Consider the following 23,298-nt stretch of genomic DNA (forward strand, 5'->3'; position numbering starts at 1 on the left):
GGTACTAATGAAAGAAGAAAAGTTGTTTGAGAAGAAGATTTCCCGACGTCAAATGTTGAAACTGACAGGAGCCGGAGCTGCTGGTGCAGCAATCGGAGTATCTGGACTCGGGGGCATTCTGAATGTATTTGGAATGGCGACAGAAGATGATAATCCGAAGTCCAAAAACAAAGTAAACTTTTATGGTGCGCATCAACCCGGTATCATTACACTCGTACAAACTCACGTCTACTTTGCATCTCTGGAAGTTCTTGTGAAATCTCAAGCGGAGCTGAAAGAACTGTTTCAGCAATGGACACCGATGGCGGTACGCCTCATGAATGGCGAGCCAATCGGCGATCTCTCTTCAAACGGCTTTATCCCTGCAAAAGATACAGGTGAAGCAGGCGGACTCGATGCATCTGGATTGACGTTGACGTTCGGCGTCGGTCCTTCCCTTTTCGATAAAAGCGAACTAGGTCTTTCATCAAAACGTCCTACAGAACTCAAAGATCTCCCTCACTTCCCTAAGGATCAACTCGATCCCGCGTATACGGGAGGCGATCTATGTATCCAAGCGTGTGCAGAAGATCCGCAAGTTGCGTTTCACGCAGTGCGCAATCTGATTCGCGCCGCTTCAGGAAAAGTACGGTTGAAATGGTCACAAGCTGGTTTCAACTCGTTCCCAGAGAAAAACAAGAAACGCGAAACACCACGGAACTTGTTCGCTTTTAAAGACGGAACATCAGGTCCTGATACAGCAAGCAAACCCGTGATGAATGATGTTGTTTGGGCAGACAAAGGTTGGCTAGCTGGAGGTAGTTATATGGCAGTCCGTCGTATCCAGATGCATTTGGAAACGTGGGACCGTACAGCACTCAGTGAGCAAGAAGCGACATTCGGCCGACACCGCGAATCGGGTGCTCCACTTGGTTTAAAAGGTGAACATGATGAAGTGCCCCTTGACCAAAAAGATGCATCAGGAGCACCTGTCATTCCCGTCGATTCGCATGTACGGCTAGCAAAAGAAGCTAAAACGCAGATTCATAGACGTTCTTTCTCCTACTCTTCTGGAACAATGGATGCAACCGGTGCATATGATGCAGGTTTGCTGTTCATCTCTTATCAAAAAGATCCGGAGCAATTTATCGCCATCCAAAAAAGTTTCGGCCGTGTCGATAAGTTAAACGAATACATCACACACCGTGGCAGCGCATTGTTTGCCTGCTTCCCTGGTGTTCAGAAAGGGAGCTATATCGGTGAATCGTTATTCAAAGTTTTGTAAGCAGGCACTGCTCATCGCAGTCCTGCTTTTGTCTCTTTTCCCCGCCTCCCTCGTTCACGCGGAGGCACCTTCGTATAGTGACTTATATATCGCAATAGGCGATGCCATCATGGCGTCTAAGCAAGACGATACGTCTGCAGCTGACACTGCACTAAAGGAATTTAAAGCTACGTGGAAGCCAGAAGACCACCCTGCGAAGGAAAGTAAGCAAGTTGAACATGCGTTGAAAGAAGCAGAGCAAGCGAAAGGGTCTGTCCTGCGTCTAGAAGCGTTGACGGCTCTTTCAAAAGCGTTGCACGCACTAGAAAAAGCAGAAAATCCTGTGGATGAACAAGCGGAGCGTCTCGCATTTAAACAAGCGGTCACCCCGGACCTTGAGAAACTTGGAGAGGCAATTCAGGCAGGGGATATCGAAGCAATCCGAACTTCTGTGAAGAAGTTTCTATCTACTTGGACACGTAACGAACGCCCAGTCCGTGAACAAAGTATCGCGGCATACGGTGCTATCGAAACCCAAATGGCATTTTTACGTATTGCCCTAGCAGAAGATGCCCCAAGTCAAACGGATCTCGAACAGACATACACCGCTCTTGAACAAGCAATTGTCACGTTCTCAGCAGGCGAAATGACGGCAGGGTCTGCTCCTATAACTGAAGAATCGTTAGACACGCTCACTTCCCTTTTAGCGGACAGTCGTGCAGCACTTGCTGAAGATGACACAGATACCGCGGTTGCAAAATTACGGGAGTTCATCACAAGCTGGCCGAACGTCGAAGGTCAAATTCGTACGAAAGATGCAGCTCTCTATACGAAAATTGAAAGTCAATTGCCGTTACTTGCGGGTAAGCTGAAAAGTAAAAGTTCGGATATTAGTAAAATATCCGGAGAAATCGCCAGTTTGCAACAGCAAATTGAACTTGTTAAAGAAAGTACATCTTATACGTTTTGGGATTCAGCACTCATTCTACTACGTGAAGGTTTAGAAGCACTCCTCATCATTATCGGGTTGGTTGCATTTTTGAAGAAAGCGAAACAACCTCAACTTGCGAAATGGATCTACACAGGTTCAGCAGTAGGTGTTGTTGCAAGTATCGTTGCAGCCATACTCATGACAACCATCCTCAACTCAGTGACAATCGGTAGTAGCCGTGAAATCATGGAGGGCGCTATTGGACTTGCAGCAGCTGCTATGATGATTGGAATTGGAGCATGGCTTCATCGTAAATCAAATGTTACTGCTTGGAACGACTATATCGCACGTCAAATGGGTACTGCCATCTCTAGCAAAAGTGCTTGGGCTATTGGATTGCTCAGTTTCTTGACAGTATTCCGTGAAGGTGCAGAAACCGTCGTATTCTATGTAGGGATTGCGCCTAATATGGAACTGTCGCAATTTCTCCTCGGAATCGCTGTAGCACTTGTCATATTAGTGGCAGTCGCTGTATTGCTATTGAAAGCAGGAAGTCGCATACCGATTCATCGGTTGTTCGCTGTTGCAACGGTATTCATCTATGCACTTGCTTTCAAAATTATCGGAGTCAGCATCCATACGCTTCAATTGACGGACGTCTTCCCTACTTCAATTGTAAAAGGACTTCCTGTTCTATCTGCCATCGGATTTTATCCGACATGGGAGACAATTGCTGGACAGCTCGTATTATTACTCACTGTGGTGACTATGTTTGCAATAAAAAAACGGTCACCTGCCCGAAATGCCGTTTCCTCTTAAAGGAAGCGGTGTTTTCAATTTCCGACAAAATCCGAGCATAGATATTGACCCAAACTTCCAACTTACGGTACACTTCGCTCAATACACAATCAATACATATGAATGGGAGAGAATCAATGTTATCGAAAATATGGCGTGGTTATCGTGATAGTTCATTTGTACTTAAAATGTCCATCGGATTTCTTGCAGGTATTGCAAGTGGTCTAGTATTCGGACAAAAAATGGCTGTATTTCAACCACTTGGTACATTATTAATAAATCTACTTAGTCTCGTTGCCATTCCTGTGATTTTTTTAACTGTTGTACTTGCTGTCGATCAGATGAGCATGAAACAACTTGGTCGTATGGGCTGGAAACTGATCCTTTATTACGCAGCGACAACCGCTGCTGCAGTAGGAATTGGTGTTGGACTCGCCCTGTTGTTCCAACCGGGTCAGTATTTAACACTTCCTAATACGAAAGTCGATACACCTGCAGCACCAAACTTCTCAGATGTCTTATTGCAAATGGTTCCATCCAATATGTTTGAAGCCTTTTCCGGTGGTAATGTAATGGGTATTATTTTCATGGCTGTCATTATTGGTCTTGCCATTTCAGCAATGAAGTTTTCAACGGACAAAGAGATGCAAAAGAATGGTCAGCTGTTGGACAGAATTATCATTGCACTAAAAGAGATGTTTTCTAAACTCCTCACTGGCGTCTTGCTTTATGCACCAATCGGAGTGTTCGCAATTAGTGCAACTGCCTTCGGAAGCCAAGGATGGGAAACATTCAAATCCCTTCTTACGTTCACCGCAGTGTTCTACTTAGGTGTCATTTTGTTATGGGTATTCGTTTATTCAGGATTCCTTCGGTTGTCTGGGAATTCTGTCATCGATTTCTTCAAGTCAACGAAAGAAGCGTATACGACCGCGTTCTTCACTTCAAGCAGTATCGCGTCCTTGCCGATTGCCATTAAAGCAGCGCAAAAAGCAGGTGTGTCTGAGCGCACGGCCAACTTCGCCCTTCCTCTAGGAGCGGTGTTCAACTCAGATGGCGGTGCACTCCGTATGGGTGTGTCGATTGTCTTTGCAGCGAACATTACGAATCTCGAGCTATCCATATCTCACTTTTTCATAATAGTGATCATCGGGACACTCTTATCGATTGGGACTGCAGGCGTTCCTGCGGCAGGACTTGTGACACTTGCAGCGGTATTGACAATGTTTGGCCTTCCCCTTGAAATCGTCGCCCTCATCGCAGGTGTCGATGCAATCATCGGTATGGGTGGAACTGCTTCAAACGTTGTAGGAGATATTGTAGGTGCCGCTGTCGTGGATAGTTCAGAAAAGAAACGAGCAACTACTTGAAAAGACGATGTATCGTAAGTGAATATAGAATATGAAAAGACCGCTAATTCACAATGGATTAGCGGTCTTTCTTCTGGATGAAACAGGATTACTATATCTTCTACTCACGATTATAATAATTGGAGTACCGATAAGTGTAGGAATAAACCATAACAAAAGTACAGGGATTTCATTAACTAGAGGAATCTTCGAACCATTCACGACCAATGTCGCCGTTATAATACCGATGTAGGACCCGATCATTCCGGCAATATGTTTGTTCAACCAGTTTCTCCATCGTAATTTTCGTGCTAAATATCCGAAAAGAGCTAAGCCATATGAAAAGAGTGCGATATAGAACAGATAAGAACTTTCTGACCAGTTCATAATCGCCATTGCAAGAGAAGTGATGAAAATCACAACATATCCACCATGATATACTTCGCCAATTATCGTATGACTGCCTTTCTTCTTCTTTACGAACAATGCTAGAGTGCCAGTAAGTAAACAAATGATACCTACTATAATGTGGATGATAAGAAGAATAGAGATGATATCCATTTAACACTCTCCTAGGCACGCTTTCTATTTTTTAGTAACTAAATATATGATTACGCACGGTGAATAAACTTACCTTGTCTCTTCTAGACTTTTAAGTTGTCAATTTGTCTCTTTGTGTTTGCGTTTGTTTTGAATTCATTACCAAATCTACTTATTTATCATTATCCAAGTCACTATCAAGGAAAGACTTTTTCTCTGGAACAGGTTCACTCTTGTCTTCAAAAGATCGTCCAATGACAGACTGATTGATACCGTTCTTAACGGCAGCTGTGATGATGAAATATAGGATGTATAGGCCGATCGCCCAAGTAATAATTGAAAATAGTACAGAACTAAAAATCATATGAATTCCTTCTTTCCGTTGATTAACGCAAAATAACTGTGTATTGGCTGTAGTGAAAGAGACAAGAGTAACAACTTAACTACACAAACATGATCTTAGGAATAGTAAGGATTCGAGTATTACTCTAAAAGATTAAGTAAAATAATCTTAGTGAACTTTTTGAAGTCACCGATATGTTTTTCTGAAATCATTTTTTAAATTTCAAATTGAATTGCTTGGTAATCATGTATTGCAATATTGCGAAAACCTACCATATTCATTAATACTTTTACTAATAATTCATCTATATTAGTTGCTTCTTGTAGAAACTTAAATGCATCGAGACTTGTTTTCGGTACTCCCAACCTTTTTTCACTGACGATATGCATAGCTAAATCAATACTCGCTTCACACTCACGCTGAATAATTAAGACAATACTATCCTACTTCGTAAAAACCTATAAATTGTCCGGGTTTTCTGCATATACTACATGGACACGATTAATACAGCGTTCACTAGTCGTCACTTTATTTAAAATCACTTCATTCATCGCCGCATACACTTCCTCTATCTTGAATGCGTTGCAATACTTCGGCCCGCTGTTCATTGAGTCCAGCGTATATACTATAGGCTTTCATACGCTGTTTTATATACTCGTTCTCATCATGGCATGCGAGTAACTTTCCCGTCGGAAAAATTTGTACGGCAAAAACGGTATCAATTTCTCTGATATTGACAACATCGACATCTCCGTTAGCAATTTGAGCAAGCTCACCTGATAGTGAAAAACATTCATAAGGAGATAGTACATCAACTGCGTAATAGGCTAAATCGATATCACTGTCTTCCCTTACAGTTCCTTTAGCATATGAACCGAACAGCATAATAAACGCCGGATTTACTCGTTTGTTATAAGCTGCTGTTTCGTCTGTACAGATAACATACTCTCACCACTGTCACCTATTTACATCAGTATAACATCTAACTATAGACCGCAGAAAATGAACAGATACCCATAAGTTATGTTTCTATAGTTAAATCTAATCTACGTTTACAAGGTAAGCGAAATAGCAGCCCACTCACTCAAGTATTTTGCTAGTACTACTCTCCACGTAAAACTGCTTTTTATTCGATTTCAGAACTAAACAAGCATAGATAATAGAAGTAATGAGCATCACAAGTGCTAATGAAACAATGACGAGTCGTAAAGACAAAACATCACCTAAGATGCCTATGCCTAGTATACATAAAACCTGAGCTAAACTTTGAATGAGCTGAAAGATACTGGTTACTCTACCCATGATATGAGCGGGTACATTATTTTGATAAAAAGTCATAATCCCTGCATTTAAAAACACGCTAAAGAACCCTAAAATTAAGAAACCGACCACGATTGATAAAAATGACCAGGAGAACGCGTATATCACATAGCCAATCGTCATCATAATGAGCCCAATTGAAATCATAACCCTTAGAGAAAATTTAGTTGAGAAAACAACTAGCAAAATAGCGCTAACGACAGAGCCTATTCCCGTAATACTGACAAGCAAGCTATAGTCGATTTCAGAAAGACCAATCACACGTTGAGTGAAGACAACTTCTTGAGTATCCATTGCAAAAGAGAAAATCATAATCAAGGTGAATCCAAGATAAATAGCAGATACATAGCGATTCTCAACGAGAAACACCTTAACAACTGTGAAATCACTCACTACTTGCGAAATCGTCAATGCAGGAATCTTGTTTTTATCGATAGACTCTTTCTCCGGAAGTACCAGCAACAACAGTGCGGCTACACCAAATAATACAGCATTGATCCATAATGTAAGTTCATAGGAATACATAAAGAGCAAGGCGCCTCCTACAGCTGGACCAATAATGAAAGCGCCTGAGCTTGCAAAAGAACGAATTGAGTTAAAACGCTTTCTTTTTTCAATTGGCACCATAATCGTTACGTACGTCATAGATGCTGGATGAAAGAAAGAATTCGATATACTTAGCACAATCAAGATCCCATATACGACTATCATATTTGGTGCAAATGGAATGAGGCTAATGAATACAGCTCGTATCACATAAGTAGTTATCATAACTTTTCTCTTACTTCTATAATCTATAAAGCTTCCTGTCCAAAATTTAGTAACGATATTCGTGAGTGGACTAATTATCCAAAGTGCCGCAACAGCCGCTGCAGAACCGGTTAGTTGAAATACAATGATATTAATCGCTATAAGATAGATAAAGTCTCCAATATTGGCAATGGCTATTGACGTTAATAAGATTCCAGGGTCTTTCCATTCCTTTAATTTCCCCAACGTAAAACGCCTCCTTCGCACAGAACCTGCTCACTTTGTTTAAAAAGGATATTATTTTCTCTTATCTAACACGCTTTTTATCGTTTCTAAGGAAACCGGCCCTTTTTGCATTGGACGAGGACATAATCGATTATATTTGGTAACCTTTTCATTAATTCTATCTAATCGCTCTTTAAGATCTACTGTTACAGAGGCCTCATAAAAATCAGCAAGAAGAAGAACCTCCTCTCGAATCGCCTGTTGTAAATTCAGCCAATGGGGTTTATATCCAGCCTCGTTAGCAATCCGTTGAAAATGTTGTAAAGTATCTCCTGAGAAATAGTCTTGGCTCAACGGTTTCCCTCTTCCAGATAAATTATCCATCCCACCTTCTTCTGCATGCTTTTTAATGATATCACCCATCAAATCATTGTAAGGTTCTTGAAAGTCACGCTCTTTCATACTCTTCACATTCCTTTCCCATCAAAATGTTAACAAGAGCTTAGGGATAACTCAGAATCTAGTACTATTAACTACTCATACGTAGACGGACTTGTTCGCTTGCGGTAAATGCATACGTTAAACAGATATTTGCTTGCTTATAAGCGCGTAATTCTTCATAAAGTCTGGCCCATAACGGTGCATAGTATAATGTTAACGAGTAATATTCTTGTTTCTTGAAATACGGGAAGACGAGTTCTTCAACATCTTTTAGCTGAGCAATCGTAATTTCTTCCTCGCTTGCACATTTCAACAAAAGGAACTGATATCGATGATGAGGCACTTCAAAACGTTCTTTAGGATAGGTAAGGAACAACTTAGTTAACGTTTCTTTATCCCGTTGTTGATAGCTAGCCCGAATCCAATTAATAACCAAATGCATATCTTCTTCAAAACTATTTGCTTGTTCATAATAGGACATAGCTTTGCTGAATGAGCCCTGACACTCGTAGCAGTAAGCTATATTGTTATAAAGAGAGCTCCATTGCCTAGGTGTTTGTATAGTAGGTACATTTTCCAGTAAATCTTGTCCAGCTTCAAACTCCACTAATGCATCTTGGTATCTATGTAGATCGTTCAGAATAACCCCCTTCATTGAATAGAGCTTTAACTGGAATAACGGTTTATATTGGTGAGAAAATACTTGTGTCGCCCTATCGATATAATCTAGTGCTTGCTGGAATGAATAATTACGATGATGTGCAAAAGCTAGATGATAAAAGTAATTTGCTTGCTCGAAGCGATGGGCAGAATTTATGTAATTACTTACATTGTGTTTTTCTTCTCTTAAGATAATCTGTTGGAATTCTAAGAAGGATAAATGCACATTTGTCGTGATACCAATAAACATTTGTGTAACTCGGTCCTGATGCCAGTTGATCAAAGGCCCGATTTTTTCAAGTAGCACTCGAGCTTCGTTGAGAACATCGATTGAACATAAGTAGCGGCTATAAACTAGGGCGGCTTGTAAATCAATTTCTTGATGAAAAGACTCATTCTGAAGAGATTCTAATCTTGTTAATTCATTTTCCGTCAGGCTTTCATTGGATAATAACTTAGCGTACATTGTTTCAAGAAGAGAACGATTAATCTCATCATTTTCTTTTTCATGATTAAGGTCAATCCCGACTCGATTAAATAGCATTTCATATACAGTCTGTTCAGCTAGGACAACACCATTTTCAATACGACTCAAGTAAGAAGGTGTACAAATCCCCACCGCGACATCATCTTGCCTTAATCCTTGTCGCTGCCGATGATACTTTATGAGCCGTCCCCAATTATTTGCTTCGTTATCAAGCACGTTGATCACCTCTAAATCTATTTTATCACAATATTTCGTTTGTTAATTGCGCAATTCATGAGAAATAGTAGTAATCAGTGGTCCATTTTCATTACACTTACACAAATAGAAAAAGCCATTATTTTGTTGGTATGCAAACAAAATAATAGCTAATAGATCATATTTGAAAATTCCTTACTTTAATCTTTTTCTTCTGTTCATACGAGTAGGATACATACAGAATTCCCTAAACCAATACTCTCCCTCTTGAAGTATTACTAGTTGGCTCCATTCTGGTATAGATGCACATCCGAATTCAAGGGATATATGTGTCGCGATAAACTACTATTAAAATTGCAATTTCAGAAGCTTTTTAGTGAGTGCCACTATGAAAAAGTGAATACATCCACCAATCATGCCAAATATGAACATGAAGAGAATTGAAAAAAGATCATATAGAATAATGCTTCCAATAAGACCTGCTATACTGCCGAAACCCGCATATAAGAGTGCCTTAATCCAATTTGGGGAGCTTTTGATTCTAGCTGAAAAATCGATGTACAAGGAAATAGGAAATGCCGCCAATGCAAAGAATGGAAATGAATATAGAGTTACTACAAAGACAGTTGGGCCAAATCCCCAAGAATCTTGTGAAAATATACTTGAATACAAGGCCATGAAAACTCCAAAAAGTACTGGAGAAATCAAAATCGCTAAAAAGTAAAGAGAAAAACGGTCAAATGTCTCTTTATAGCTTATTGTCATTTAGAATTTTCTCTCTTTCTATCAAATTCTTAAAAGTCGACGTTACCATTAATAATCTAATTATGCAATAGCTATGCCCAAAGCTGAATTGTATTTTATAATTTTTGAATCATTTCTACTCTATTTCCAAAAGGGTCTCTGAATTCAAATCGATCATACCCTGGTATCAGAACCCCTTCGATCACTTGAATATCATTTTGCTCCAGTACACGCCTCCAATATGAACAATCAGTTACTAAATAAGCTAAGTGAGCTTTTGTTGTGAACCTGTCAAAGTCATCTTCTGTCCCTACGTGAACTTCTCTGTTTCCAACTTTTAACCAAAAACCACCGCGTCCTTTAAGTGAATCCGGTTTGTCTACTTCTGCCAACCCTAATACATGACAATAAAAGTTCTTACTTTGTTCTTCTGAACCTGTTGGAATAGTGATTTGTGCGTGATGCAATCCCAAAATCATGGACGTCTCCTCCTAAATAGTAGGGTAAAGAACTCATTTCGATTAATTCTTCAAGTGCTGAGTAACAAAAGCTCCAATTTTAATTTATGTAATTGGAATTTCTTTGGTTTTCAAAACAACAACCCATACAAAAAGTGCTGAATTCAAACCAAATAATATCCTATTATATACGTTAGTAGAATCTTCTAGAAGATAGGTTCCATACCTCAACATATTAATCCCTAAAACTAGTAATAATAATGCAAACATTTTAGTACTCACATTTTTCATCCGCCCGACACCCCGCTTTACAAAAGGTTAATTTAATCATGTCCAAGGTTGGATGCATCAACATAGAGCTCACATGCAGCGTAGAAATTCATTTCATAATTGCGCACTTAATGTAAATAAGAATACAAAATAAATGGTGCAATGAATAATATAAATGAAACGGAAATCAGTATGAATGACACGGATCTAGGAAGTCTTTCTTTACCTTTATACCATCCTGAAAACTGCAACTTGTTCCTATATAGAACAAATACGAATAAAAAAACAGAAATTAAACCAAGCCACATATAGTCAGTAGGTACTTTATTGCTTGTATAAATATGTCTTACAACTCCCCATCCTAATCCACCAATCAGTGCCAGAATGATAAATACGCGAAGTAGTTCTAAGATAGCCCTCATTTTTCACACTCCATTCGCTTAAAGAATAGATTTACCTTCCAAGCCGTCCTCACAAAATGATTGTTTATTCATCCATGTATAATTAACAAATTCTAACATCTGACCATTCATTTCAAATTCTTTATCACTAGTTTCCTTATGCTTAAAACCGTTTTGCTCTAAAACTTTTTGAGATGCTATATTATTGGTGGTTGTTTTTGCCTTAACTACTTTTAAATCTAACTCAACTACTTTTTTGAGTAATAAATTCAATGCTTTTTTAGCAACACCCTTTCCAGTGTGGATTTGTCCCACTCTATAGCCGAGAAATCCTATCTTTTCGGATTCATCAATATCAACGAGATTTATTCTTCCAAGAATAGAATCATTTTCATCTTTTATTAAATAAAAAATGGAAAGTCCTTTGACTTGTTCATCAAGCAGAGATTCATGCCTTACTTTAAATCCCTCATACTTGTAATAGTCATCTCCTCGAGACGGTACCATATCCTCGAAAAATGTTCTGTTTTCAATTTCAAATTGATATAAGCTTTCAGTATCTGTGTCTTTTAACTTCTCAATTATTATATTCATGAATCCTATCCTCCAATCAGGTTTAATGCTATATACTACAAATCTGCTTCTGCAAACTCTAATCTGCACCACGATTGAAGCGCAGCACTTATGAAGTAACTGCGCCCATTAGTTGAATCGAAGTTTTATTCATTACTTCTAATTGATTTCGTTTTAGTGAAAATCCTTAGGATAATTGTGATAACTCCACCTAACAATATAAGAAGGTGAAAAACAATTAAAGAACCTGTCCCTTCTAAATGGTAAATAACTTTAGTTTCGAACAACAGAGACAGGGTTAACGGGAAAGTCAAAACCGATAACAACATGATTACCCAATTTCTAGTCTGTTTTTCATATTCCCTTTAGTTTAGTGGAAAGTAACGAAAAAAATGATAATGGCCAGTCGTATAAAAAAGGTAATATCATTTTAGAACCCCGTAAATTTCTGTTCTCCATTTCTAACTTTTAAATATGATAAATAAAAACTCATATTAACCTCCTATTAGATACGACAAACACACGCTTCCGGAATTGGCCCGATTATAGCCTAGCCACTATGCATTAACTGCCCTCATTTGTTGAACTCAGATGGATTAATCTAAGTTCGAGGTTAGATATTTATTAAAAAAACCTTTCACTTTTTGCCATGCTTCAAATTGTGCTTTTGAGTTATCTTTTGTATTTCCTCCAAGTAATAATTTCATTCCTTTCCCAAAGGGAGACACGACAGATTGTGTTGTAGGTAGTCCAGGAACACCAAAAGAGTGGCCTGCTCTCGGGAAATTGATATGTTCATAGTAATAAGGATGGTTATGTTCTTTCAATCGGGTTATCACTTTTTCAGACAACCAATCAGACGGCCATAACTGGTCATCGCCCCCAGTAATCAAAAGAATAGGACCATTTATCTCTTCGACTGCAATCTCCGCTAGTTTTTCACCTTCTGCCCAATGGTGGTAGGTTTCTCGCCAAGAGATTGGTTCCTCCTTATTCTTTGTCAGATTCAGTTCCTCTGCAACCTCTTTTGGTACCTCACCATAGGCAAACGGTAACGACTCCCCTTTAAATTTCCATGAAGATACTCCGAGTTCTAGTCGACCAATTCCCGGGTAAACAAATCCACTAGGCACATAACCTACAACTGCCTTGATTGACGGAAACATTGAAGCACTTAAAAGTGCCAGTTCGCCACCTTTAGAGGTTCCAAATATTCCTATTCTCTCAAAATCCACATTTGGATTATCACTTAACCAACCTATTGCTTTTTCAATATAATCTAAAGGGATATTTACTAGCTCTTTTGGTAAATCTTCTATACCAAAATACGCCAAAGATTACGTATTAAATCCATATGAAGCCAATAACGCTGCATCACTCTCTCTCAATCCGCCTTCGGATCCCCCTAGTATTATGAGGGTGGGGAGTGGTCCACTCTTGGAATGGCAAAAGAATGTTCCCACCAAACCTTGTTCGCGTATAGGAAATCTATCTACTTTAGGGGAAACTACATTACGAATGACAGAAACGGCTGACAATATTTCTTGCTCCCTTTTTAGAACAAGTTTTGTTTCCAATGGTTTTAAGGGTGTTTTTCGATTTTCACTCGATACAGGAATCATTGACCAAAAAAGTCCCGTTACATCGGGAACAAAATAAGTTCCCGAAATAGGTCGTGCAGTTGCTAAATCTATTTCACCCTTGCTGTCAGACATAAACTCAGCATACGCTTCCCAATTCGTACCACCGTTGTCACACATTTCGGCTTTGAGAATTACAAGCTCAAGTGGTTGAAGATTGGTGATAAGGATTTCCAATGATGTATCTATTAAAGAACTGTTCTGTTTGACATGGATTGAAGGTATCAATGCTTTCCCCCTAGTATACAAATTGTTTTTAGTACTATTTGGCCAGCTACTAAAAAGGGTGCAGATCCTTGTGAAAGAATTGCCCCCATTACTTGAATATAATCATGAATTACATTTTTCTGTTGTTAAATTTTTTTATTACAGTTGCTAAAATTGCAATTAAAAAAACGATGGCGCTATTTATTATTAAATAGTATCCTAGCTGCATGCCGTAGAATATTGCAAAAGCATCACGAATAACAAAAAGTGCTAATACACCACCGATTGCCCCAAACAAAACTGCTAATAATAATATTGTAAAAGCTGCAAAGTATAGACTTTTCTTTTCTTTGTAAGATATAAATCCAATAATATTTGCAACAATAATAAAAAAGCCCATAAGGATTAAGAAAAAGTTACTCATTTAACTCCCCCTTTTATAAACACATTTTACCATTTAGCCTGAAAATCTTGTTAAACTATTCGCTCCCTATTTTGGAATAACCTAACTGAAGATAATTTATATAATCAAATAATTAGATGTCCACTTCGTCTATATATCTGATATCCTTCTTCAAAACCCTTACTTGAATTTTGGATGTCCACTGTTTATCATAAACGGTTGCAGTTCCAAAAGAGTAGTAAAATAAACGGGATTATATTAAATTTCGTCATTAGTTAAGTCTTTCGATTTTAACAAACCCTTGAAGTCTAAATTAGAAATCCTTTGACCTGTTTCTTCGTAAAGTTCTCTAATTGCACATTCTTTAGGCGTTTGATTTTATTACTGCATAGAAGTCAGCCAAACGATGATATTCAACATTTTAGCTTCTTTTACAACTAGGAAATCGAGAAATTTAAATCCATTGTTCTTGGTAATCATGAACTCCTCCCCGTACTATTAATGCAGTTCGTTAATATTATTTGTTGCACAATAGCCCTGCCACCGAAAGAAAGGTTCAAATTATGTATTTAATATTAGAATAATTCATCGTGATTTAACCATACATCAATATCCACGCTACCCTGAACAGATAATAAACGGTATAAATAACGATAAGGTATTCTACTACTTTTCAAATCAGGAATTTCCATAATTCTTTCATAGCCAATAATAAAATCTTTAATAGAATTCTTGTCTAAAATATACTCAAGTCCAACAAAATCTAGCTCTCTGGGAGCCATAACGTATGCTTCAGTATCGACAAGACCCGTTAGTTCTTTATTATTTGATAGGAATTGTGTTGGGTCCATATCAACTAAAACGAAAGATGCGAATTGTGGGATAGGTATTTCTCCAGCCAATTTAATCATTTTAGGGAGCTTAATCCTAATTTCATCCTGGTCTTTGTAAAATTTATAGACTAAATTCGTCATGGTTTCAATCAAATGCTTGTTAAAGCTCTTAAGTGGGATTTTAAAATCTCCAGAGGGACTACCAACATAATTTACTTGGTATTGGTGAATTTTAGCCAATCCTTCTCCAAGGTCTTGTAATAGTGATGGAGGTTGATTTTTAAATGATTGAACTACTGCTCCATTTAATCTCTCTACCACCACAAATTGCCTTGAAGAAATAGTTCCCTTTTTTAATATTCTTGGAATTGGAATGGAGGAAATATCATAAAGCTCGTTATTTACTTGTTCTAAGCCAAACACGTTTCTTGGGTCAATACCAAATAGACTCTTACATCCCCACCAAAAATCATCGCTTGGCTCTTCGATCATTCGAGATGTACGTACTACTACTTCTTGCTTGTCTGTTTTCACTAACCACACATCACTTGCGTGATCGTCATATCCAGGATTTAACTCTTGGAATTCTACAATAGACTCTTCAAATAACGATTGGAGATCCACTAAATAAACCTACTTTCAATTTAATAACAAATAATCCTAATCTATAAATTGGGCCTCTATTGTTCAAGAAAGAGAACACTTCTATTCGCATTATCGTACCCAATTTCGGAATAGGGTTTTGATTGAATTTGTGTTGCGGATAATGACTCAACAAACGAGGGTATTACCTTTTTTTACAAAAAGGGAGAACCTAAAATAGGCTCCCCCTTATTTAAATTTACTCGTTTATATATTTGATTACAGCCATTTCTTTTCCAAACCGATCTCCATTATCAACAAATCCTAAACTAGAATATAATCGGTGAGCTTCCTTATTCTGTGGGTGGTAACCCACAACAATCTTTTCTGCATCTGGTAGCTTACTCATCTCTGAAATCATTAACTGAGTTGCAGCTTTTCCTATGCCCTGCCCCTGGAAGTTCTTATCAACCATTATTCTAAATATCCAGTAACCATTAAGTTCCTCTTTTAGAGTATTATACATTAGAAAACCAACTACTTTTCCATCATAATAAATTGCAAAGGGTTTTAAAGATAGCTCAAACTTTGAATGTGCTATTGAAACAGCGTTCGATTCTAGATATCCAACTTGGTTCTCTGCTACTTCTAATTCACAACAGTCATACCAGTTCTCTTCGTTCAATTCTTCAATTTCCACATTATCTGCTCGCATACATTTGCCCCTTTCAAATTTAGGGGGAACGCTAATTAAACATCGTTAATATGACGTTATCCCCTTTAAGTAGTACATAACGAAAGATAATTCTTTGTTTTCCATAATGAACGCCCCCTTAACATGTTTTCCCGATAAATCGAAATGCAAAGATTAAAATATTCAATTATATCACAAGAGGCATCGGAAAATTCCGACCATTTCAGACGCACTGCTTCATCTGAAATGCGCAACGATTGCGGAATAAGGATGACTATACAATAACGCCACTAAATAAGACGACAATGAATAATCATAGATTCGCTGTCTTTTGTAAAAGAAGTCTTTTTCCAAGAACCATATATGGCCACTAACTCAAAATTATGTTCTGATAATAGCCTTTTTATCTCCATTGGATATGTATAGCGTAAGGAAATAGAATCTTTGTGAGTAGAAATAACATTAGTAACATTAGTTTCTTGAACAGTAGTGCACTCCAAGATTTGAGTTTCGTGGTTATAAACTTCGCGATGTTTTTCAGTGACTACTTGATCCAGACGATTGATGTGAGTTTCTTCAACCTCATCAATTACAGCTAATTCCTTTAATATTGGGTTTCTAGTATCAAAAATAAATTCACCGTCAGGCAATAAGTGGGATCCGACTGATTCTAATAAAGCACTTTGACTTTGATTTGTTAAGAAGTGTTGGAAGGAGTTGCCTACCATAAAGATTAATGGAGATTTGATCGGTAGATCTAACTGAGTGCAATCCTGTTTAGAAAAGTGAATATGAACACCAGAGGCCTTTGCCTTTTGAATAGCTAAATTAAGCATTCCTTGATGGATATCAACTCCATACATTGTATAACCTTTTTCAGCCATTGGAATTGTTAATCTCCCTGTACCACAAGCCAATTCAATAATCGGTTGAGTTGTCATATCAACACATTTCTGAATAAAATCTAAGTCTTCTCGATAATTATTATATAACTCATCGTATTTTAGTGGATCAGCATACTTTTCTAAATTCTCCTTATAAATGTCTAATGTCATTTTTACTCTCCCATTCTTAAATGTTTTTAATACAACATTTTGGTCCCACCCAGGCCCAATACTTATTCATCAACCAAAAGTTATAAGAAAGCGTTTGTAGTAATCAACGGCTATTCCGCTGCCCCCCCACGGAACGAGCAGGTTCTCTGCACTCCAGGCTTCATCTAACTTTATGTACTAGACTATAAGTTCCTCGTTAACCTCAGACAAGAAGAGGTTTTGTCTTTCTTCTAAGAGCTTGCACTGTGGAAATCTCCACGCTCCTACCCAATCCGTGCGATGAACGCTTGGAAAATAATCGTTCATGCTGGGCTTAAGGCAGTTCCTTCACTTCGTTAAAGAAGGTTCAACAATCATGCTCCTATCTTCACAAGCTGTATGCATTTCGGCTTGTGCCTTATGGCAACTGTTTGGATGTCAGTCCTTGTTTCAACGCTCTTTGCTTTCTAATCTATCATTATAAAAGGTACTTATCCCATTTCACGAAATGAGATAAATACCTTTTTAATTTTCACTTCTGTAATTTATTCGTCAATTCAACAAATTCTTCTACATCTTTTCCGACGAGCTCAATCCCAGCTGCCCAGAAATCTTCCTTAGTTACATCAACATTAAGATGTTTCTTCGCTAGGTTTTCTACTTTCATAGATCCTGTATCTCTTAGTAAGGCAATATACTTCTCTTCAAATCCTTCAGGGTGTTTCAAGTATTCCGCGTAGATCCCGAGGCTAAACAAATACCCAAATGTATATGGGAAATTATAGAACGGTACTCTATCAATAAAGAAGTGTAACTTGGCTGCCCAGAAATGTGGATGATAAGAAGATAGACTATTACCAAATGCTTCTTGTTGAGCATCTACCATTAATTCATTCAAGCGCTTTTCTGATACAATTCCTTTTGCACGTTCAGTGTAAAAGCTATCCTCAAATAAGAAGCGAGCACGAATATTTAAAAACATCGCTGTTGCACCTTCTAATTTATTAGCTAAAAGGGATATTTTTTCTTCATCAGATGTAGCATTTTTCACAGTTGCATCAGCAATAATTGTTTCAGCAAACGTACTAGCTGTTTCCGCTACGTTCATGGCATAACCACGGTTCAGTCTCGGTAAATCTTTCATTACGTGACTATGAAAAGCATGTCCTAATTCATGTGCTAATGTGCTCGTATCACTTGGTGAACCTGTGAAAGTCATGAAAATACGTGATTCTTTAAATTCAGGTAAGCTTGTACAATAACCACCTGGACGTTTATTTGAACGATCTTCCGCTTCAACCCAGCGGTTTTCAAGCGCGTGTTTTGTAAAGTCCGTTAGTTTTGGACCGAATGAAGCGAAATGATCAATTACAAAATCACATGCTTCATCATATGTGAATCGTGTTGGTTTTGTTGCACCTACTGCAACTGGAGCATCAACATCTTGCCAGCCCAACTGATCCATACCAAACAAATCTGCTTTTTGTTCTAAATAATTAATAAACGTTTGTTTCTTTGCGTCAACCGCTGACCACATCGCTGTAAGCGTCTCTTCAGTCATTCGGTTATATTCAAGCGGCTCCTCTAAATGGCCTTCTCTACCGTGAGCATCTTGCAGAGTTAAGCGATAACCGGCTAAATGGTTAAGGACTTCCGCAAAGATAGGTCCATTCGTAGACCATGTTTTTTCCCAGTTTTCAAAAAGCTCTGTACGCACTTCTGCCTCAGGATCAGCATACATTTTGTTCATTGCCTGACCAACAGATAAATCAGTTGTTTTGCCATCTTTATCTGTAAAAGGAACCGTCATAGTTGAGACTACTGTACTATATAAATTGCTCCATGCTGCGATACCGTCTTTATTTAATTTAGCAATAAGTTTCTCTTCATCTTCAGACAATAGACGTTTGCCTTGTTCACGGATCTCATCCAATGAGAAACTAATTTCTTTTAAGACGTCATTTTGCAGGAGTTTATTCCAATTGTCATCTGAGATCGCTACAAGTTTTTTGGTGAAGATCGTTGACAGTTGCTGAATTTCACTCCCTAGTTCCATCACCTGGCCTTTAACAACGCTTGCATATTCATCGTCCGTAAAGGCGTCATGCCACATATTGATGAATGTACCAACTTGACCCAAGCCTTTACCAATGACTTCCTGTTGCTTTAATATTTCCTGCAAAGTAGAAGCATCGTTATCGGGATCGCTGTCCCATGCCTTTAACTGATTTGCATAAAATACAATATCTTCTTTTACAGATGTAATTTTAGTTTGTACTTCTTTTGAATTTGTTCCACCTTTAAATACACTCTCTAAATCCCAAGTATTATTATATTTCAATCTAAGCCACTCTCCTTATATATCTATTCTAAACGTTATCAATGAATTTAGAAAGATTTGTTAACTGAGTAGATTTCATAATTACAATATGGCGAGATTGGAGAGTAACTCTCACTCGAGAACATCGCCCGATAGTAGAGGGCATTTCAGAGTGTATGGATTCACTGAAATATATTTGAATGTTGTACTTGTAATATCTTGGTAAGCACATTTTCACAAAATCAACTATTTCACTTATTAATACATTTTTTCTCTTTCCTTTTTCCATATATTAATAAGTACTAGGCCATCGCTTTTATATCCAGTAAAGTACGTTACAGGGATTAATGCTGATAAGACTAATATTCCTGTAAAGCTGAAGAAATAGCCATCAAGAAAATGATGATGTGCTGAGTACATTTTAACTGCAATTAAAATTAAAATAGTAATCAAATTAAAAATCACTCCTCCTAAAGCAATAAGAGATAGCTTCACTCTTTCATTTATCGAGGTTGGATCAGTTGGATTATATTCACATTTGCATATACCAAACATGAAAAACTGTTTATTCACCTGAATGAATCCTATATTAAAAAGAGGTTCTCCAATTCCTATCTCTATTTTAAATACTACCCCACCAAACACCTTAACAAAAAATGCATGCCCGTTTTCGTGTATGAAAACATTTAAAGGCTGAAATATAAACAGAGCAACCACGTATCCAATTATGGTTTCAATCAATACTCACACAACTCCCACATGACTATTTATTGTTTCAATTAATCCTTAGAATGGTCCGATTGAAGCGCAGCACTTATTAAGAAACGTGATCTTTTGAGGGGGATTCTTTTCATGTTATTCTACTTCTTCTGTTAAGGAATCCAATTGGGTGAAGGTGCAAGAGGAAGAGTTTTTAATACTTCCATTGCATTACTACCCGTTGTATCGAATTCACCTATAATAGCCTTCACGTTAAGATCGCAGGAGTATTTTATATGCTGTGTATCAATCCTTGTATCGACCACTCGAACATCCGCACCATCCTAATTCGAACGAATTTTCATCACTTGATTCGCTAAGAAAAGAATATGCTAATATGTTTTTCTCTTCAGTATCTAAAAAATATAACTCCCTTTTGGAATTAGATAATTTGCTAGAACTACATTCTTCCTTGCTTCAAGTCCTATCCTTACTACGGGATTTACTTTGTGTATCTGATTGTTTTCACTGAATGGCACTACTTCCTCATTGAAGTGTGATACTTGAAGAGCACCCAATTGTTAGTGAACTACTAATACTATTGAGATTGTAATAGAATTTTTCAAATTAGTTATTTCCATTATCAAAAGTAGTTTTAAAAGCAGACAAGAGGTTGAGTAACTTCTGCCCTTCAATTAAGTCACCTTCGGCTTCTACTAGCATATGAGTTATTCCTTCTATATCTTCGCCATTCGGATCAAACGTAAACGGTTTTCCAGTATGGTGGCGTTTGAATGTAAACTCTTCACCTGTTTCACAAGACTCAAATGCCTTAGTGAAGAAGGATACACGCCACTCAGCACTTTCAACATCTTCTAAAGCACAGTTAAATTGTTCTTGAAGAAATAGAGCAAACTCTAAAAACTTCTCATCTGATAAACCTTTAAATGTTTCCATCAGAGCATCTCGTTTAGTCATATTAACTCGACACATCCTATCTTATTATGAAATAGTCATAGCACTATTTGTCCGATTATTTGGCCTTGCACTTAAAAGGGAGCAAATTCTTCTTCAAGAATTTGCCCCGGATGGTAGAAGAAGTACAGCTTCATGTTACCAATATGTGTGAGATTAGTGGAAAAGGTTAAAATGTTTCCACAATAGGCCGCTCGTGCCGTTAATCATGTTAATTCTCTCAGGACCTTGCTAAGTTCATAAAATTCCCTGTTCAACTTTGCATATACCGGATCTCCGATTTTGAGCATGCTCAACTTGCCTAAAATAGCCTGCAATTCGATTTCAATACGCATTCGTTTTTCAGCTATAGTTGAAGTGGATTTAGCGGGAGCAGTTTCACGGTCTTCCCATTCCTTCAATGTCGTTAGAACTTTGCTTATGCCCCGTTCTTCGAAAACGAGTAGGCTTGATGCCATTCGCTCCGTAAAATATCGGTCATGGGAAGCGAACAGTAATGTGCCTGGGAAAGTCGCCAACGTCTTCTCCATTTCTTCCCTTGAAGGCAAATCTAGGTGATTCGTTGGCTCATCCAATAGCAACACATCTGTCCTTTCTAGGATGAATTGCATCAGTTTCACTTTCACACGCTCGCCTTGGCTTAGTTCACCGAGCGACAATTTCCAATGCTTTTCACCGAAGCCTAGATTCGTCAATTGGATGCGGATTATGCCTTGCTCTTCAAACGTTTCCGCATGGAAATAATTAGCCAAAATCACGTCTTCCGGCAGATCAAGCACAGTCTGACTCATATATCCAATTGTCATCCCGTTCGTCAGCCATAGATCTCCATCATAATGTTCCTCACCCATCATCATCTTGAACAGTGTGGATTTGCCGCTCCCGTTCGGTCCAATTAGAGCAATACGCTCACCCGATTGGACAGTGAATGACACGTTTCTGAACAATTCATTCCCATTAAACGCCTTTTGGATATCCTTCAGTTCCAACACACGATGTCCTTTTTTCCGTTTTCCTTTTAAATCGAACGCAACACCGATTTCGTCTTTCGGTTTGTCAATCCGCTCTTTCTCTAGATCTGCCTCCAAACGAGTCCGTTTGGAACGAATTTGCACATCTCTTTTCTTCGCCTTCATACGCCAGTATTCCTTTGCGCCTTCTTTTTTCGTTGAATTCGCATGGGCTTTCTCAGACCATTCTCCAAGCTGAGCAAGTTGTCCCTCAACCCGCGCAATTTTGCGTTGTTGTTGCAAATAATGCTCAGCCTGAATTTCTCGATCCATCTCCTTCTTTTCACGATAGATCGAATAATTCCCCGTATACACCGTCAATTTTCCATGCTCAATTTCAAATATGAAATCCGCAGTACGATCTATGAAATCCCTGTCATGCGACACAATTATATAAGTCGAGGTGCTGTCATTGATGACCTTCACCAATTCATCAAGACTTTCTCTGTCCAAATGATTTGTAGGTTCGTCAAGCAAAACCAACTCACTGGCTTCGGATAATGCAGTCGCGAGCCGTATTTTCATCCGTTCTCCGCCACTTGCAGTAGCATATTCGACTTGCTCAGGGACATGCCATTTCGATCGGTATATCGCTGTTTCCGTTCGATCCCAGTGGATATTCCCTTTTTCCATCTGCTCCTGTTTGAAATAAGTGACTGTCGGTTTATTTCCTATCCAATGGATGGAACCGGAAGTCGTTAATAATTCATCAGCCAACAGTGATAGCAATGTCGACTTACCAGCACCATTTGCACCGACAACCGCGATACAGGCTCCTTCAGGAAGTTCTGCGGATAATTTATCCAAAATGACTGCGTCCCCTAATGAATATGTCAATTGCTTGATGTTACCTAGTAACATATAAATTCCTCCCCTAAAAGAGGGCGCAAAAAATCCCCCCGTTGATACGGAAGGATCAGTCCATCGCTATCCAATTATCCCCTGAAGAAAATCCACAAAGGTATCCATTCACTCAGCAAGGGTAATACATTTGCCGAATTATTGTGAGGTACCAAAAAAGACCTGTTGTGATCTATTAAACGTTCATTAGGGATGGGACAATCAAAATGGACGGACTAATCCTGTTTTCCGTTTGAATAAAATTATTACATTCTCGGAATTACAAGATTAGTTAATCATCGTCCACCCGTCAGCCCCTTCCCCTTTATATTA

At 38.3% G+C, this 23,298-nt stretch carries 24 protein-coding genes and 1 pseudogene; 4 read left to right on the forward strand and 21 right to left on the reverse strand.

Translation table 11 applies throughout. The annotated features are described in order from the left end of the window. Positions 1-7: 7 nt before the first annotated feature. The 3 genes from efeB to ACRPI0_RS06765 all read left to right on the forward strand — a co-directional run bounded on the left by efeB (position 8) and on the right by ACRPI0_RS06765 (position 4,342). Positions 8-1,264: an iron uptake transporter deferrochelatase/peroxidase subunit gene (gene efeB / locus ACRPI0_RS06755; RefSeq protein ID WP_432355563.1), complete on the forward strand. Its 1,257-nt coding sequence runs from the start codon at positions 8-10 to the stop codon at positions 1,262-1,264. Then, the gene (locus ACRPI0_RS06760) at positions 1,239-2,993 is read left to right on the forward strand and encodes an FTR1 family iron permease (RefSeq protein WP_432355564.1); all 1,755 of its coding nucleotides are present in this window, start codon (positions 1,239-1,241) and stop codon (positions 2,991-2,993) included. The genes efeB and ACRPI0_RS06760 overlap by 26 nt, the downstream gene beginning before the upstream one ends. Before the next feature lie 116 nt (positions 2,994-3,109). Then, a complete protein-coding gene (locus ACRPI0_RS06765) occupies positions 3,110-4,342 on the forward strand; it encodes a dicarboxylate/amino acid:cation symporter (RefSeq protein ID WP_432355565.1) in 1,233 nt (410 codons plus the stop codon). Between the two features lie 48 nt (positions 4,343-4,390). On the opposite strand, the gene ACRPI0_RS06770 is transcribed toward ACRPI0_RS06765, so the two are convergent. From ACRPI0_RS06770 to ACRPI0_RS06800, 7 genes and pseudogenes are all read right to left on the reverse strand, one after another. Next, on the reverse strand, positions 4,391-4,882 hold the full coding sequence (locus ACRPI0_RS06770; RefSeq protein WP_432355567.1) for a DUF2306 domain-containing protein: 492 nt from the start codon (positions 4,880-4,882) through the stop codon (positions 4,391-4,393). 151 nt (positions 4,883-5,033) lie between these two features. Continuing rightward, entirely contained in the window at positions 5,034-5,225 is a 192-nt protein-coding gene (locus ACRPI0_RS06775) for a hypothetical protein (protein WP_432355568.1), read from the reverse strand. Positions 5,226-5,422: 197 nt separating this feature from the next. After that, positions 5,423-5,755 (reverse strand): annotated as a pseudogene (hepT, locus tag ACRPI0_RS06780) (type VII toxin-antitoxin system HepT family RNase toxin); the annotation flags it as partial. Continuing rightward, positions 5,748-6,089: a type VII toxin-antitoxin system MntA family adenylyltransferase antitoxin gene (mntA, locus tag ACRPI0_RS06785; RefSeq protein WP_432355569.1), complete on the reverse strand. Its 342-nt coding sequence runs from the start codon at positions 6,087-6,089 to the stop codon at positions 5,748-5,750. The pseudogene hepT and the gene mntA, both read right to left, overlap by 8 nt. A 195-nt stretch (positions 6,090-6,284) precedes the next feature. Then, positions 6,285-7,520, reverse strand: a complete 1,236-nt coding sequence (locus ACRPI0_RS06790; RefSeq protein WP_432355570.1) for an MFS transporter — start codon at positions 7,518-7,520, stop codon at positions 6,285-6,287. A gap of 51 nt (positions 7,521-7,571) precedes the next feature. Beyond that, positions 7,572-7,961, reverse strand: coding sequence for a DnaJ family domain-containing protein (locus tag ACRPI0_RS06795; protein ID WP_432355572.1), 390 nt, complete (start codon positions 7,959-7,961; stop codon positions 7,572-7,574). 67 nt (positions 7,962-8,028) lie between these two features. After that, a complete protein-coding gene (locus tag ACRPI0_RS06800; protein WP_432355574.1) occupies positions 8,029-9,303 on the reverse strand; it encodes a helix-turn-helix domain-containing protein in 1,275 nt (424 codons plus the stop codon). A gap of 409 nt (positions 9,304-9,712) precedes the next feature. Between ACRPI0_RS06800 and ACRPI0_RS06805 the strand changes: the two genes are divergently transcribed. Further along, the gene (locus tag ACRPI0_RS06805; protein WP_432355576.1) at positions 9,713-10,006 is read left to right on the forward strand and encodes a hypothetical protein; all 294 of its coding nucleotides are present in this window, start codon (positions 9,713-9,715) and stop codon (positions 10,004-10,006) included. Positions 10,007-10,142: 136 nt separating this feature from the next. Here ACRPI0_RS06805 and ACRPI0_RS06810 read toward each other — a convergent pair whose 3' ends face one another. The 14 genes from ACRPI0_RS06810 to abc-f all read right to left on the reverse strand — a co-directional run bounded on the left by ACRPI0_RS06810 (position 10,143) and on the right by abc-f (position 22,986). Next, on the reverse strand, positions 10,143-10,505 hold the full coding sequence (locus tag ACRPI0_RS06810; protein WP_432355578.1) for a VOC family protein: 363 nt from the start codon (positions 10,503-10,505) through the stop codon (positions 10,143-10,145). A gap of 377 nt (positions 10,506-10,882) precedes the next feature. Further along, the gene (locus ACRPI0_RS06815; RefSeq protein ID WP_432355579.1) at positions 10,883-11,176 is read right to left on the reverse strand and encodes a hypothetical protein; all 294 of its coding nucleotides are present in this window, start codon (positions 11,174-11,176) and stop codon (positions 10,883-10,885) included. An 18-nt stretch (positions 11,177-11,194) separates the two neighbouring features. Further along, positions 11,195-11,749, reverse strand: a complete 555-nt coding sequence (locus ACRPI0_RS06820; protein WP_432355580.1) for a GNAT family N-acetyltransferase — start codon at positions 11,747-11,749, stop codon at positions 11,195-11,197. A 575-nt stretch (positions 11,750-12,324) separates the two neighbouring features. Then, positions 12,325-13,062 (reverse strand): acyl-CoA thioester hydrolase/BAAT C-terminal domain-containing protein, encoded by a 738-nt coding sequence (locus ACRPI0_RS06825; RefSeq protein WP_432355581.1) that lies wholly within the window; start codon positions 13,060-13,062, stop codon positions 12,325-12,327. A 3-nt stretch (positions 13,063-13,065) separates the two neighbouring features. Continuing rightward, the gene (locus ACRPI0_RS06830; protein WP_432355582.1) at positions 13,066-13,596 is read right to left on the reverse strand and encodes an acyl-CoA thioesterase/BAAT N-terminal domain-containing protein; all 531 of its coding nucleotides are present in this window, start codon (positions 13,594-13,596) and stop codon (positions 13,066-13,068) included. 109 nt (positions 13,597-13,705) lie between these two features. Beyond that, positions 13,706-13,999 carry a 3-isopropylmalate dehydrogenase gene (locus ACRPI0_RS06835; protein WP_432355583.1) on the reverse strand — a complete coding sequence of 98 codons (294 nt, stop codon included), beginning with the start codon at positions 13,997-13,999 and terminating at the stop codon, positions 13,706-13,708. Between the two features lie 237 nt (positions 14,000-14,236). Next, positions 14,237-14,332, reverse strand: coding sequence for a hypothetical protein (locus ACRPI0_RS06840; protein WP_432355900.1), 96 nt, complete (start codon positions 14,330-14,332; stop codon positions 14,237-14,239). Positions 14,333-14,553: 221 nt separating this feature from the next. Beyond that, positions 14,554-15,435, reverse strand: a complete 882-nt coding sequence (locus ACRPI0_RS06845; RefSeq protein ID WP_432355584.1) for a phosphotransferase — start codon at positions 15,433-15,435, stop codon at positions 14,554-14,556. Positions 15,436-15,652: 217 nt separating this feature from the next. Further along, positions 15,653-16,108: a GNAT family N-acetyltransferase gene (locus ACRPI0_RS06850; protein ID WP_432355585.1), complete on the reverse strand. Its 456-nt coding sequence runs from the start codon at positions 16,106-16,108 to the stop codon at positions 15,653-15,655. Positions 16,109-16,377: 269 nt separating this feature from the next. After that, positions 16,378-17,142 (reverse strand): class I SAM-dependent DNA methyltransferase, encoded by a 765-nt coding sequence (locus ACRPI0_RS06855; protein WP_432355586.1) that lies wholly within the window; start codon positions 17,140-17,142, stop codon positions 16,378-16,380. A gap of 511 nt (positions 17,143-17,653) precedes the next feature. Further along, entirely contained in the window at positions 17,654-19,462 is a 1,809-nt protein-coding gene (locus ACRPI0_RS06860; RefSeq protein WP_432355587.1) for a M3 family oligoendopeptidase, read from the reverse strand. Between the two features lie 237 nt (positions 19,463-19,699). Continuing rightward, complete coding sequence (locus ACRPI0_RS06865; RefSeq protein ID WP_432355588.1) at positions 19,700-20,182, reverse strand: site-2 protease family protein; 483 nt, start codon at positions 20,180-20,182, stop codon at positions 19,700-19,702. Positions 20,183-20,767: 585 nt separating this feature from the next. Next, positions 20,768-21,097, reverse strand: coding sequence for a hypothetical protein (locus ACRPI0_RS06870; RefSeq protein ID WP_432355589.1), 330 nt, complete (start codon positions 21,095-21,097; stop codon positions 20,768-20,770). Between the two features lie 224 nt (positions 21,098-21,321). Then, the gene (gene abc-f / locus ACRPI0_RS06875; protein ID WP_432355590.1) at positions 21,322-22,986 is read right to left on the reverse strand and encodes a ribosomal protection-like ABC-F family protein; all 1,665 of its coding nucleotides are present in this window, start codon (positions 22,984-22,986) and stop codon (positions 21,322-21,324) included. Positions 22,987-23,298 lie beyond the last annotated feature (312 nt).

The organism is Sporosarcina sp. A2 (genome assembly GCF_050858885.1).
Classification (GTDB): domain Bacteria; phylum Bacillota; class Bacilli; order Bacillales_A; family Planococcaceae; genus Sporosarcina.